This window comes from Crocosphaera sp. XPORK-15E, from assembly GCF_034931425.1.
Taxonomy (GTDB): domain Bacteria; phylum Cyanobacteriota; class Cyanobacteriia; order Cyanobacteriales; family Microcystaceae; genus UHCC-0190.
Window position 1 is genome coordinate 124525 of the sequence record NZ_JAYGHQ010000010.1, and the last position, 12554, is coordinate 137078.

14 protein-coding genes and 1 pseudogene are annotated in these 12554 nt (G+C 38.7%); 7 read left to right on the forward strand and 8 right to left on the reverse strand.

The window, feature by feature from the left end; translation table 11 throughout:
- Positions 1-102: 102 nt before the first annotated feature.
- A complete protein-coding gene (locus VB691_RS12805) occupies positions 103-2340 on the forward strand; it encodes a ComEC/Rec2 family competence protein (protein WP_323291887.1) in 2238 nt (745 codons plus the stop codon).
- Positions 2341-2577: 237 nt separating this feature from the next.
- Positions 2578-2877: a hypothetical protein gene (locus tag VB691_RS12810; RefSeq protein ID WP_323291888.1), complete on the forward strand. Its 300-nt coding sequence runs from the start codon at positions 2578-2580 to the stop codon at positions 2875-2877.
- Positions 2878-2933: 56 nt separating this feature from the next.
- Here VB691_RS12810 and VB691_RS12815 read toward each other — a convergent pair whose 3' ends face one another.
- The 4 genes from VB691_RS12815 to VB691_RS12830 all read right to left on the reverse strand — a co-directional run bounded on the left by VB691_RS12815 (position 2934) and on the right by VB691_RS12830 (position 5342).
- Positions 2934-3356 (reverse strand): ferredoxin, encoded by a 423-nt coding sequence (locus VB691_RS12815; RefSeq protein WP_323291889.1) that lies wholly within the window; start codon positions 3354-3356, stop codon positions 2934-2936.
- Positions 3356-3742, reverse strand: a complete 387-nt coding sequence (locus VB691_RS12820) for a DUF1257 domain-containing protein (protein WP_323291890.1) — start codon at positions 3740-3742, stop codon at positions 3356-3358. The genes VB691_RS12815 and VB691_RS12820 overlap by 1 nt, the downstream gene beginning before the upstream one ends.
- Positions 3743-3795: 53 nt before the next feature.
- A complete protein-coding gene (locus VB691_RS12825) occupies positions 3796-4011 on the reverse strand; it encodes a DUF2997 domain-containing protein (protein ID WP_323291960.1) in 216 nt (71 codons plus the stop codon).
- Positions 4012-4229: 218 nt separating this feature from the next.
- On the reverse strand, positions 4230-5342 hold the full coding sequence (locus VB691_RS12830; protein ID WP_323291891.1) for an ABC transporter permease: 1113 nt from the start codon (positions 5340-5342) through the stop codon (positions 4230-4232).
- Positions 5343-5523: 181 nt separating this feature from the next.
- Here VB691_RS12830 and VB691_RS12835 point away from each other — a divergent pair, with 181 nt between their 5' ends.
- The gene (locus VB691_RS12835; protein ID WP_323291892.1) at positions 5524-6642 is read left to right on the forward strand and encodes a TIGR00341 family protein; all 1119 of its coding nucleotides are present in this window, start codon (positions 5524-5526) and stop codon (positions 6640-6642) included.
- Here VB691_RS12835 and VB691_RS12840 read toward each other — a convergent pair.
- A complete protein-coding gene (locus VB691_RS12840; RefSeq protein ID WP_323291893.1) occupies positions 6639-6836 on the reverse strand; it encodes a hypothetical protein in 198 nt (65 codons plus the stop codon). The two genes, VB691_RS12835 and VB691_RS12840, sit on opposite strands and share 4 nt — an antisense overlap.
- 253 nt (positions 6837-7089) lie before the next feature.
- Between VB691_RS12840 and VB691_RS12845 the strand changes: the two genes are divergently transcribed.
- Together VB691_RS12845 and VB691_RS12850 are read left to right on the forward strand one after the other, a co-directional pair.
- On the forward strand, positions 7090-7896 hold the full coding sequence (locus VB691_RS12845) for an inositol monophosphatase family protein (protein WP_323291894.1): 807 nt from the start codon (positions 7090-7092) through the stop codon (positions 7894-7896).
- A complete protein-coding gene (locus VB691_RS12850) occupies positions 7897-8736 on the forward strand; it encodes an alpha/beta hydrolase (protein WP_323291895.1) in 840 nt (279 codons plus the stop codon). It begins immediately after the preceding gene.
- Positions 8737-8870: 134 nt separating this feature from the next.
- Here VB691_RS12850 and VB691_RS12855 read toward each other — a convergent pair whose 3' ends face one another.
- The 3 genes and pseudogenes from VB691_RS12855 to VB691_RS12865 all read right to left on the reverse strand — a co-directional run.
- Complete coding sequence (locus VB691_RS12855) at positions 8871-9473, reverse strand: SMI1/KNR4 family protein (protein WP_323291896.1); 603 nt, start codon at positions 9471-9473, stop codon at positions 8871-8873.
- A 209-nt stretch (positions 9474-9682) separates the two neighbouring features.
- A complete protein-coding gene (locus tag VB691_RS12860; RefSeq protein WP_323291897.1) occupies positions 9683-9946 on the reverse strand; it encodes a hypothetical protein in 264 nt (87 codons plus the stop codon).
- A 41-nt stretch (positions 9947-9987) separates the two neighbouring features.
- Positions 9988-10329 (reverse strand): annotated as a pseudogene (locus VB691_RS12865) (SulP family inorganic anion transporter); the annotation flags it as partial.
- 186 nt (positions 10330-10515) lie between these two features.
- On the opposite strand from VB691_RS12865, the gene psb27 reads away from it, so the two are divergent.
- Together psb27 and VB691_RS12875 are read left to right on the forward strand one after the other, a co-directional pair.
- Positions 10516-10920 carry a photosystem II protein Psb27 gene (gene psb27 / locus VB691_RS12870; RefSeq protein WP_323291898.1) on the forward strand — a complete coding sequence of 135 codons (405 nt, stop codon included), beginning with the start codon at positions 10516-10518 and terminating at the stop codon, positions 10918-10920.
- A gap of 129 nt (positions 10921-11049) precedes the next feature.
- Positions 11050-12534 (forward strand): family 10 glycosylhydrolase, encoded by a 1485-nt coding sequence (locus VB691_RS12875; RefSeq protein WP_323291899.1) that lies wholly within the window; start codon positions 11050-11052, stop codon positions 12532-12534.
- Positions 12535-12554: the final 20 nt, after the last annotated feature.

Consider the following 12554-nt stretch of genomic DNA (forward strand, 5'->3'; position numbering starts at 1 on the left):
TTCTGATCACTCTTTTATTATGTTTTCAGATTACCTCAATCTTCTCCTCTAATTTTACATCGGAGGGATTTTGTTAACAATTTTTAGGATTGATTCGTTTAAATGAGTCGCTATCATTGGGTTATTTTAACCTTGGCTTATATTGGGGGTTTATTATTAACGGGATTTTTTGGCTTTCCTAACCCTCATCCGTCTTGGCTACAATGGGGACTGGTTATCTTAACCATCGGATTTCTTACTTATGGTACTTTTTTCTTCTTAAAACGACGCTGGAGGAGATGTCCCAGGGGCCAATTTTGGGTTATTATTGCTCTCGTTGCTCTTGGGGGTGCGCTCTATTTTCAATTGCGTATTCCTCAACCTCATCCTAATGATATTAGTCAACTAATTAAAGAAGATTTTCGCCCTCAAACTGTGAGGGTTTTAGGTCAAGTTTTATCTGAACCACGACTGACTAATAATCAGCGTCATAGGTTTTGGTTAAAAGCGAAAAAAGTTGAAATGATTCGTCAACAAACTCCCTCTAAATTGGTAGGAGGTAAGCTTTATATAACAATTTCTTTGGCTGAAAATCAGTTGATTTATCCTGGCCAAACAATTATTATTGAGGGCAGTTTATATAAACCGCGATCGCCCAAAAATCCAGGCTCTTTTGATTTTAAAAATTATTTGGCTAAAGAGGGAGCATTTGCTGGTTTAAAAGGAGAAAAAATTGTCTTTAAAGGGCCGGAACCTTTTTGGGGATGGACTAAATTAAGACAGCGAATTATTAAGACTTTTACTAATTCTTTGGGTGACAGAAAAGGACTGATGATTAGTTCAATGCTCTTAGGAAGACGAGCCGTTGATTTGCCCCCAGATATTCGGGATTTATTTATTAAATCAGGCTTAGCTCATATTTTAGCTGCATCAGGCTTTCATGTCGCATTACTCTTAGGAATTGTCTTGAAGTTTACTCAGTCATTATCCCCCAAGAAAAAATTGATAATTGGAATTGTAGTTTTAAGTTTCTATACCGGATTAACTGGCTTACAGCCGTCGATTCTTAGAGCAACTTTTATGGGGATTACAATTTTAATTGGGGAGACTTTAGACAGAAAAAATAATTCTATTGGTTCTTTAGGATTGGCGGGTTTTTTATTATTAATCATGAATCCTTTATGGATTTGGGATTTAAGTTTTCAATTGAGTTTTTTGGCAACATTTGGCTTGATTGTTACCAGTCCTGCCATTCAAAAAAAATTAGATTTCTTACCTCCAAAAATTGGCTCAATGATCGCTGTTCCTGTTGCAGCATCAATCTGGACATCCCCTTTAATTATGTCTGTATTCTACAGTTTTAGTTTTTCTGCTGTTCTCTGTAATCTTGTCACAACTCCTTTGATTACATTAATTATTATTGGGGGAATGATTACTGCTGGTGTTACTTTTATTTCTCCTGATCTTGGAGGATCTCTCGCTCAATTACTTGCGTTACCAAGTGATCTATTATTAGCCCTAGGACAATTCTTTCCTCGACTCAGTTTAAGTTCTTTAGCTGTCGGTAAAATTTCCCTGGAAATACTGTTATTAATTTATGGTTTATTAATATTAATTTGTTTTAATAAAAAATGTCAAAAACGTTGGGGTATTTTGAGCTTATTTATGGTGCTTTTAATAGTTACTCCAATTGTCTATAAAAATATAACTCAATTGCAAATTACAATTTTAAATACTCGATATGAACCAATCATAATTATTCAAGAGCGTGGTCAGGTTACTGTGATTAATCTTGGGGATGAAAACAGCATTAAATATACAGTTTTACCCTTTTTATCTCAACAAGGAATTAATCATATTACAGCTATAATTGTCCCTAATTCTCAAGAGATTAACTCTTTGTTAACCCTTAAACCTGATCTAAAAGTTGACCACTTTTTTTATAGTTTAGGGAAACCTCAAGAAAATGGGCAACGTCTATCTAGTACAGAAACTATCATGCTAGACTCAACTAAAATTTACCTGTTAAACACGAAACCCTTTACGCTAAAATGGGAGATAGCTGGTCAATCTTGGTTATGGCTAAACAGTGGTAACAACTCTTACAATTTAACCGCCCAAGATTTTAATCAACCTCTTGACGTTTTATTATGGTCAGGGAAAAAATTATCAGTAAACTGGTTAGAAAAAATTAACCCGAAAATCGTGATAGCTTCAACCCCTTTTATTTCAGACACCCTCAGACAACAATTGCAAAATAACAAAATTCAACTATATTGGCTACAACAAGATGGGGCAATTCAATGGATACCCAAAACAGGGTTACAACCCGTGTTAGGAAACCAAGAAATAGAAACCTAAGAAATCTATTCTAACAAACTTTTTGATTATTAATAAATCTTAACAAATAGCAAAGTTAGTTAAAACAATTACAATAATTTTGACTCATTAGTGTTACCTTAATAATAAGTCAGGGATCATGATTAAACGGACAATAGTGGGCGTTACCCAGAAGGAGCAAACCCTTACTAATCGCTAGTTTTCAGCTATGCTCACCTAAAGATTATGTTAACTTTCTTGCTAGATGATTAAGATTTCATGAACAATCCACATTTACCCTTTGAATGTACGACTGCTGAATTAGAAAAAGCAGCTATTCAGCGATTTCGCACTCTCGTTAATTTATTACCATCCCAATGTCAAGTATTTAGGGAACCGTGGGACTGTTCTACCGTAGTTTGTCTAGACTTTGCCCAATGTCCTCATCTACTTGATTTTATCCTAGAACAAGAACCGTTGCTCATGGAAGGGGTTAAAGAATTAGGCTTAGGCAATGCCATTGTGTTTCGCCTTGGTAAAAAATTAATGGGGTGGAAAGTAATTCTTCCTTTAGATTGAAAAAAACGCCGCAATTAAGGGCGTTACATTCTTGGTAACTGAAAAAAGCTCAACAATTAGTCTGTTCTAAATTGTCTTTTCTTTTTCTTAGGATCTCGATGAATTTGAGGAAACCCCAAGGGCTTAATTTCCTGATTCTTCCTGAGTTCTTCTCGCTGCTTTAAGTCGGTATAATCGACCCAATGGATACAATCAACGGGACAGGTATCAATGGCCTCTTGGATAGTGTCTTCTTCGTCCCCATCCTGATTGTAAACCCGCGATCGCCCATAAGTTGGCTCAATACAAAAAGTATTGGGGGCGACGTGGGCGCAGTGTTTACAGCCAATACAAGTCACTTCATCTACATATACCCCCTGTTGCCGAAGTTGACCACCTAACTCCGGCTCAAATCCTGTTCTTTCGGGAATATCTCGAAAAATACCCCCTAACTCCGGTTCCAAACCAGAGCGTTCAGGGGTAGGGGAAAAATCAGCCATTAGGCACTCCAACGTTGAACAACCAAGCGAATTGAACCATCTTCATTCTTTTGTTGTTGGGCCAATTGAAACCCTTGCTTAGCTGATTCATTGATTACGGTATGATAAGCATAGCCTTGAGTCACTTGCTTCAGAAAACCTTCTACAGATAAAGGTTGTTGCCAGTATTGTAAATCAGCGACTAATTCATATTCGCTGCCATTCCAACTAAACCCAATATCATAATTGTTCTCTTGTTCGACCACCACTTCGGCGGTTTTAGTTTGGCCTTGATAACCTCTAACGCTATGAGGCCCTTCTTTCCAGTCAATTCCCAGGCCGTCAAGAGCAGCTTTGAGGGAACTAAGGTTACGAATTTGGGTTTTGATGTTGCTAAAGTGTGACATTTGCTTTGTAACTCAACAATTAAAGAGGGTTTGACAAAAGAGAGCAGAAATGTTTACCAATCACTAAAAGTCGCTTGATTTGTGGCTTTTGTTGATTGATTTACGGGTTGAGCGTAATATTGGGAGGTCTTTTCTTGAGAAATAACTCGCCCTAATTGTGCTTCGATCGCTGCTGTTACCTCTTGACAAGAGGCTCCGACTATGCCTGTTACCGTTTCTTTAACACGGCCATCAGGATAAATAATGAATTCTAGGGTTTCCATACTCATGGCTGATTCTAGAATGGGGGTTTGGGGTTTATGTTGCCAGCCTAACTCAAGATACAAATCTTGATCAACTGTAGCAATCTGAATCAAATTTTAACAAAAATTAACATTTAATACAGAAAGGAATCTCATTTTTGTAATTTTCGCGTAACTTTTCCTAAAAAGTCAAGGGAGAATCATTAGCAACAATGAGAGTGTAACAAAAATATACAAACAGGCCTCTATTCTAAGCTACGGGGATCGAGAGCATCTCTTAAGCCATCTCCTAGTAAATTAAAGGATAGAACCGTCAGAATGATCAAAAGAGCAGGGGGCCAAATTAACCAAGGTTGCAGCACCAAAATTGAGGCATTAGTGGAAACTGAGAGTAAATTTCCCCAACTGGGATCAGGTTGTTGAATACCTAACCCAATCAGACTTAAGACTGATTCAGAAACAATAAAACCAGGAATCGCTAGAGTAGCAGAAATAATGATATAGGTTGCCGTTTGGGGAAGAACATGAAGGACAATAATACGCCAAGGTGTGGCCCCCATTGCTTTTGCTGCTTGCACAAATTCCTGTTCCTTGAGAGAAAGAACTTGTCCCCGAATTACCCTAGCAAGTCCTGACCAACCAATAAACGAAGTAATCAAAACAATTAATAAAAATCGCTGTGCGCTGGTTAAACTAGGGGGAAGGACTGCGGCCAAAGCTACTAGGAGATAAATCCCAGGAATGGTCATTAAAACTTCTACCAGACGCATTAAAACCGCATCAATCCAGCCGCCAAAATAGCCTGAAATGCCCCCAACTATCATCCCCAGAGGGAAAGAGATTGCAATGCCTACTAAACCGATAAAGAGGCTAATTCTGCCCCCAAATAAGAGGCGACTAAATTGATCTCGTCCTTGTTCATCCGTTCCCAATAAATTGATTTTAGCAGGGCCAACGGTGCCAAAAAGATGACGATTAACAGGAATTCCTTTAAATAGTTCTACTTCTTGAAAAGAAGGGGGTAAGGGGAGGCGAATTTGAAAAAGTTGATAACTATCCCCTTTTACCCAAAAGCGAAGGGGAGAAGGTTGCTCAAAGTCAACATTTAGGGTGCGTTCACCCGTTTCTACATTGGTAGGACTTTGGGTAGTAGGATAAACATGGGGGCCAATAAACTGACCTGCTTTTGTTGTCCAATGAATCTGTGTAGGAGGAAGTAAGGAACCGTCAGCTTGAGACGAGTAGGGGTCATAGGGAGCGACAAAATCTGCTGCGATTACTGCTATATAAAAAATTATTAGTAAAATTGCCCCAAAACGGGCTAGAGGATTATTTTTAAGTTTTTGCCACCAGTTCATGATTTAGTATTCATCGAAATGTTTTCTACTCATTCTACTCAATCATTACAGTATTTTGGGATTTAATGAAAATTAGGGAATGGTGACAAATCCCCACATTTAGGATCACTTAATACAGTTATTCATACAATTCTAGTTAGAGTTTGATTAATTCAATTTCCTTTCCCATGGCCTCACCCCAATGAAAAACTGGTTTAAAGAGAAAATTCCAAGAGTTCCCCCAGAAACCCGCGAAAAATTGCATCAAGAGCTATTAGAGGAGGCTCAACTCGATACCAATTTTCTTGTTTTAAACCTAAGTTCTTGTCTCATTGCCACTTTGGGACTGTTAATGAACAGTGCGGCGGTAATTATTGGAGCGATGTTAATTGCTCCTTTGATGATGCCCTTACGAGGTTTAGCCCTTGGTGCTTTAGATCATGATCGCCACTTAGTGAAAACCAGTTTAATCACCCTAGTAATAGGCACGATAGTAGCAGTTATCATGTCTGCATTAGTGGGGGTAATCTTTGGCTTGCCAGAGTCTTCCTTTGGTTTAGAAATTCTCGGACGAACTCAACCTAATTTAGCGGATTTAGGGGTAGCGGTGGCAGCAGGGGCGATTAGCGGCTTTGCCAAAATTAGACGTAAACTGAGTGATGCCTTAGCCGGGACAGCTATTTCTGTGGCTTTAATGCCCCCTTTATGCGTGGTAGGAATTGGCCTTTCTCAGCAAGCATGGCAATTAAGTAATGGTGCCTTTTTATTATATTTAACCAACCTTTTAGGCATTACTCTTGCTTGTGTGATCGTTTTTGTCTTAGGGGGATATTACCTTGATTACCATCAAACTAGCCAAGCTTTGGGGGGATTTTTCGTCATGACTGGTATCTTGATCTTCCCCTTGTTTATTAGTTTTGGCAATCTCTTGCGTCAAGAGAGAATTGAAGCAGAAATTAAGAATATTCTGCAACGAAAAACGGTGACAGTGGGTCAGCAAACGGAATTAGTGGGGTTTAAGATTCAATGGCCGACTTTTCCTTGGAGTCAAGAATATCCGATCATTTTATTAACTGTTCGGGAAAATTCAGAAAATCCTGTGACCCCTACCCAAGTTCGCTTCGTCGAAAAATTGATTCAACGGGACTTAGGCAAAAAATTTAAGTTAGTGTTTCGGGCCAGTCAATTACGGGAAGTGAGAGCAGATTACGAAAACCCCTTATCCCCTCCCTTGTTATTTGGCCCGGCCCAATTACCTCCGGTCCCCTTTCTTCCTAAACATCAGGATGATACATCTTCCCAAGTGAATGAACAACCTTAACGGCCAACTTTCTGAGCTTGATTGACAAATCCTGCACTGATATAACGACCATAGTTATTGAGGCGATCTTTTTGTCCCATGCGATCGGGGTTATCAAAAAGATCCCCTAGGCCAGTAATCATCACTGTCACCATGGCCATCAGGATGAAATAATTACGAAGTATTATAATTTTTTTTGAGGTCGCCGAGAGCATGAACATAGCCTCATGGATTTTTAGAAAGGAGAGAAATGACTATTAGTGATAAATTTGAAGGTTTTGAGTTGAAATACTCAATTCCGAATATTTAAAAATTAGTCTCTAGCATAACACTTGTGTCCACTTTTCATCAGGGAATCTTCATAATCTAATTGCTCAAATCTGCTTGCTTTCTCGTCTTATCCCTTCTATCGTTGACAATAATGATTAATATAGGAATTTTTTCCCTAACAGATAACTGAGTAAGACTATGGAACAATTTTGGTGCGAGGTTTTAACCTTCTGTCAAACTACCACGAAAGCGATCGCTGCTCCCCTGATTGAGCAGTCTGGGAACATATCTCCTAAGATGAAAGATGATGGCTCTTTGGTGACTGAAGGCGATCGCTGGGCCGATCAAAGTATTCGGGAGGCGATCTCGCTTCAATTCCCTGAGCATGGGGTTTTAACGGAAGAAACGGCCCATATTTTCCCTGCTCAAGATTGGTGTTGGATCGTTGATCCCATTGATGGCACGACCAATTTTACCAGAGGCATTCCCATCTGGTCTATTTCTTTGGGTTTATTGTATCGAGGAACTCCTGTATTTGGGTTTGTCTATCTTCCTCAATTACAACAATCTTTTTATGGGTATTGGTATGGGCAAACGGGGTTAACAGGGCCAACGGGATCTTATGTTAATGGAAAACCTATTCACACTAGCAAAGATACGCCGAGTAAGGGTCATTTATTTAATCTTTGCGCTCGAAGTATAAAGATCTTACAAAAGCCTTTTCCTTGTAAAATTCGCATGATTGGGGTAGCGAGTTATAACATATTATTAGTGGCTTGTGGGGCAGCATTAGGGGGAGTAGAAGCGACTCCGAAAGTGTGGGATATTGCAGCCGTTTGGGTGATTATTCAAGCTGCTGGCGGCGTTTTGATTTCCTTAAAAGATGAGTCAATTTTTCCCTTGACAATTGGTCGGAATTATGGTAGTTATTCTTTCCCTTGTTTGGCGGTGAGTCAAGCTGAATTTGTGCCTTTATTTAAACCTTTAGTAGAGTGTATTTTATAGATGGTTGAACGTAACAGTATAAAGTTAGGAACAGTTGAATTATCCTATTTAGAATGGGGCCAAGGCCAAGAGCCTTTGTTATTATTACATGGGTTAGCGGATCTGGGATGGGTTTGGTCAAGTTTAGGGGATTATTTAGCCCCAAATTATCATATTATAGCCCCTGATTTGCGGGGTCATGGAGAAAGCAGTAAACCGGAAACAGGTTATAAATTCTCTGATTATATTAATGATTTAGATGCTTTAATGAGTTATTTGGGCTGGAATTCTGCAACAATTATCGCCCATTCTTGGTCAGCAAAATTAGCAGCAATTTGGGCAACTCAACAACCTGAAAAGTTTAAGCGGTTAATTTTAATTGATCCGTTTTTTATTGATAAAATGCCATCAATGTTTAAAGTTACCTTTCCTTTGTTGTATAAAGTTTTGCCATTTTTGAAGGCTATGGGGCCATTTAATAGTTATGAAGATGCGGAAAAATTAGCTCGTAGTTTAAAACAATATCGCGGGTGGAGTCCCTTACAAAAGCAAGTTTTTCAGTTGGGAATAGAAGAAAAACCAGAGGGAAAATGGGGCAGTAAATTTATTCCGCAAGCGAGGGATGAAATTTTTGAGGAAGTGATGAAATATTCAGGATTAACTCAAGTTATTGATATCCCTACTTTATTTATTAAACCCCAACAAGGACTAAATAAAACTGAATGGCAACTTAAACCTTATAAAAGGTATTTAAAACGGTTACAAATTGTTGAAGTACCTGGAAATCATTGGGCATTTTTAGTCAAACCAGATGCTTTTAATAAAGCGGTTGAAGCCTTTTTAAAAGAGCAATTTAGTTGATTTTTTTATTATATGCTCAAACCCTTAAGGGTTAAGCTATACAGACAAAACCCGCCTACGCGGGTTTAATTTAGACTTCAGGCTTCAGTCTGTCTGTAAGTATTGATTTAGCTTATTACTTATTACTTTTTATTTTAATCATCATCAAGATCATGATCAATTTCTGGATTATATTTGCGCTCTATTTTCTCAATAGCAGACTCATCAGTATTAATAATTTTATTTTCATCAAGATAGTAAGCTCCCGTTTCATAACCTTCGGCTAAAGATAACATCATGGTAGTTAAACTACTATAAACCATCCAAGGATCATCTACCTCTCTATCTTCTTGAAAGACTAGATAAACAGGAGAAAAAGCCTGGGAATTTTCAGAACCTTTGACTATATAATAATCTCCTTGAAACCTTGAAAAAGGGAACCAACAATCATTCCAAGAAGCCTCAGAATGTTTAGTTAATTTAGCCTGAATTTGTTTTTCTTCTTCAATAAAAGAAAGTGCTATATCTAAGGGAAGAAACCAATGAAAAGGGAAAAAATTATAGTCTTGACTACTGCTACCATTACGCCATTGATAAAGGGCGTAAATTTCTGCGGGTAACTGAAAGGGAAAAGTTGATAATAATTCTTCTATTTCTGATAGACTTAAACCAGGTTCGAGAGCAGTAGCTGACTCAGGTAGATTTTGTTCTAACCAATACCTGATTCTTTCGAGAGCTTCTATTAAGGGAGATAACATATTTGATGAGATAAAAAGAGATTATGGTTAGTATAATTCAAAAAAATTAAAATGACGTTAAATTGTATACAAAATCCATTACCAACAATATTGTAGGGTGGGTTTTTGTCAAACGCTATGACTTTTACAAATACGTTAAATAAACCTACCCTGTCTTGTCATTAAAATATTATCATTACTATCATTCCATAAAACCTCACTTGTTGATTTTAACCTTTCCATCCTTCAATTGCACCTGCGACAAATGCACCAATAGGATTACTTTTAATCGCTTCTAATAATCCTTGTTGACTCGCTTTGATGGCTTTTTGTTTCCAAGTTAGATCATTTTCAATTCTTTCTACTACTGTAACAGCAATTTTCATCTGCTCGCTGGTGTTATTTATGGGTTGATTTTGGGAGAGTTTATCAATTAATTGTTGAATCTCTTTAATCGTATCATTTAAGGCTGAATTTGAATCATTATTGATCACATTTCCAGTATAATCTCTCCCTGCGAAACCTCCCCCAAAGAGCGCATTTGATTTCCCAGTTTGACCCAACCCCAAAGAATTTGTAAAATACCAGTGAGGACGGTGGTAGCCAGTAAATATTGTAATCCATGATCTCTGACCAAAGTGGTCATTAATAAGGCCATGGCCCCCGTTGCGGCGGAAATCATGCCAGGACGACCCCCGATAATAGCTGTAATAATAGCAATAGAAAAAGAAGCGTATAACCCCACTTGGGGGTCAACTCCTGCAATAATGGAAAAGGCGATCGCTTCGGGGATTAGGGCTAAGGCAACCACGGCCCCCGCTAATAAATCATTTTTGACGTTAGAAAACCAGACTTTTTTTGTGAAAATTTCGCTCATGCTCTCTGGGATAATAGGAATAAAACAAGGTTGTTAGAATCATTATTGAAGAAATGGCAAATATGCGCCGTGACTGATGTTACGGGGGCCAAGCTTTTAATGGTTTAAATAGGCTTCACTGATTAACCCTTTCTAGGATAGGATAGTTAAATTCTGGGATCACCTAATTTTATTGACAACTTTATCATGTTTTTCAAATCCTACTTATCGCGCCTTCTCGCCCTCATTTTAGTGGCAGTCGTTTCTCTGACGGGTTGTGCTAATAGTTCAACGGGACTTACTGGCAATTATAGTCAAGATACCCTAAACGTCATTGAAACTCTAACCACAGCCCTTGATTTACCCAAGGATGCTGACAATATAAAAGAGATTCAGTCTTTAGCTAAAGAGCAAATTAATGATTATATTTCTCGCTATCGACGCAATAATTCATCCGGTGGACTTCGTTCCTTCACCACAATGCAAACGGCGTTAAATTCTTTAGCTGTTTATTATACCTCCTATGGTAGTCGCCCCATTCCTGAAAAATTGAAAACCCGTTTAAAACAAGAGTTGAAACAAGCAGAAGTCGCTGTTAAACGCGGAATCTAATTGATTTCATGACTTATAAAATTATCTGAGGTTTGAGTAATCAAGCCTTTTTTTATAACTATTTATTGTAGGCAATGCCCATTCTACCTTGATTTATAATCACCTAATTTATTTAGAGGAGAAATATCCATGAATCAGCGATCGCTTACTCAAAAACTTCTACAGAGTATCATTGGGGGTTTTCTGATTATAGGAAATGCTATGATTCCCCTCACAGAAATTAAGGCCGTACAAGCAGCAACGGGCAATTATTGTCAATTTTCTCCTGAAGCGATCGCCATGAAAGAAAATTTATTACAAACTGCCTTAAAAGGTGAGCCAGAAGCGACAAAAAACTATCAAATTTTGGTACGAAAACAGGCCGAAGAATTACGCCGTTGTCGCGCCAAAACTTGGCCCCAAGAACAAGCAATTTGGTTACGTTTCTACCCCTGTGATGTGCGTCCAGGTTCCATTGAAGCCGTATTAGATCGTATTGTTAATAAGGGTTATAATACGGTTTATGTAGAGGTTTTTGCTGATAGTCAGGTCTTGTTACCTCCCGCAGATAACCCGACTCCTTGGGACACCGTTGTGCGAACACCAGGGGCTGAAAATGTGGATTTATTAGCCCAAGCTATCCAAAAAGGACGAGAACGGGGCTTAAAGATTTATGCCTGGGTATTTACTCTAAATTTTGGTTATGTCTATGCTCAAAGAGGCGATCGCCAATCTGTCTTAGCGAGGAATGGTAAGGGGCAAGATAGCACTAAATTTGTTCATGACCAATCTCAGGCCTTTGTTGACCCTTATAATCGTCAAGCCCAAACTGACTATTACAGTCTACTGCAAGCTGTCTTAAAACGGCGACCGGATGGGGTATTATTCGATTATGTACGCTACCCTAGAGGCACAGGAACCCAGTCAGCAGTAGGAAAAGTTAAGGATCTCTGGATTTATAGTGCAGCCTCTCAACAAGCGTTCTATGAACGGGGTTTAAATAACAAAGGACGGGATTTAATTCAACGTTACGTCACCAAGGGCTATATTACGGTTAATGATGTCTTAGAAGTGGATAAAATATATCCTGATGAGGGTTCCCCTTTATGGCAAGGTCGTTCTGTTCCCGCAACGGAAGCAAAAGACTCGTTACAGGTGCGTTATCAACGTTTAAAGACTGATCTATGGTATCTTGCGGTTGCCCATGCTGCTCAAGGTGTGATCAATTTTGTCTCTTTTGCAGCTTCAGCAGTTGAACGTTATGGTATACCTGCGGGGGCGGTATTTTTCCCTGATGGTAATCAATTAGTAGGAGACAGGGGGTTTGACTCTCGTTTGCAAGCATGGGATAAGTTTCCCCCTTCTTTAGAGTTTCATCCTATGGCCTATGGACTCTGCAAGGATGCTGCTTGTATTGTTAAACAAGTAGAAAGAGTGGTGAAAATGTCTCCTTCTAAAGTGAAAATTACTCCGGCGATCGCAGGTTTATGGGGCAAAACTCAAGATAACCGCCCTACTTTAGAGACACAAATGGCCGCTATTCGGGCTAAATTTCCTCAACTGCGATCGCTTAGTCATTTTGCTTTTTCTTGGCAAGAACCAGAATTTGATCAAAGTCGGCGATTTTGTCGATAAAAGAGGATAATTTATATTTT

Bases quoted from the DNA above. Each gene is read 5' to 3' on its own strand.
- VB691_RS12845 (WP_323291894.1), top strand. From the start codon at position 7,090: ATGGAACAATTTTGGTGCGAGGTTTTAACCTTCTGTCAAACTACCACG.
- VB691_RS12875 (WP_323291899.1), top strand. From the start codon at position 11,050: ATGAATCAGCGATCGCTTACTCAAAAACTTCTACAGAGTATCATTGGG.
- VB691_RS12825 (WP_323291960.1), bottom strand. From the start codon at position 4,011: ATGAGTATGGAAACCCTAGAATTCATTATTTATCCTGATGGCCGTGTT.
- VB691_RS12830 (WP_323291891.1), bottom strand. From the start codon at position 5,342: ATGAACTGGTGGCAAAAACTTAAAAATAATCCTCTAGCCCGTTTTGGG.
- VB691_RS12810 (WP_323291888.1), top strand. From the start codon at position 2,578: ATGAACAATCCACATTTACCCTTTGAATGTACGACTGCTGAATTAGAA.
- VB691_RS12840 (WP_323291893.1), bottom strand. From the start codon at position 6,836: ATGCTCTCGGCGACCTCAAAAAAAATTATAATACTTCGTAATTATTTC.
- VB691_RS12855 (WP_323291896.1), bottom strand. From the start codon at position 9,473: ATGTTATCTCCCTTAATAGAAGCTCTCGAAAGAATCAGGTATTGGTTA.
- VB691_RS12820 (WP_323291890.1), bottom strand. From the start codon at position 3,742: ATGTCACACTTTAGCAACATCAAAACCCAAATTCGTAACCTTAGTTCC.
- VB691_RS12805 (WP_323291887.1), top strand. From the start codon at position 103: ATGAGTCGCTATCATTGGGTTATTTTAACCTTGGCTTATATTGGGGGT.
- VB691_RS12850 (WP_323291895.1), top strand. From the start codon at position 7,897: ATGGTTGAACGTAACAGTATAAAGTTAGGAACAGTTGAATTATCCTAT.
- psb27 (WP_323291898.1), top strand. From the start codon at position 10,516: ATGTTTTTCAAATCCTACTTATCGCGCCTTCTCGCCCTCATTTTAGTG.
- VB691_RS12835 (WP_323291892.1), top strand. From the start codon at position 5,524: ATGAAAAACTGGTTTAAAGAGAAAATTCCAAGAGTTCCCCCAGAAACC.
- VB691_RS12815 (WP_323291889.1), bottom strand. From the start codon at position 3,356: ATGGCTGATTTTTCCCCTACCCCTGAACGCTCTGGTTTGGAACCGGAG.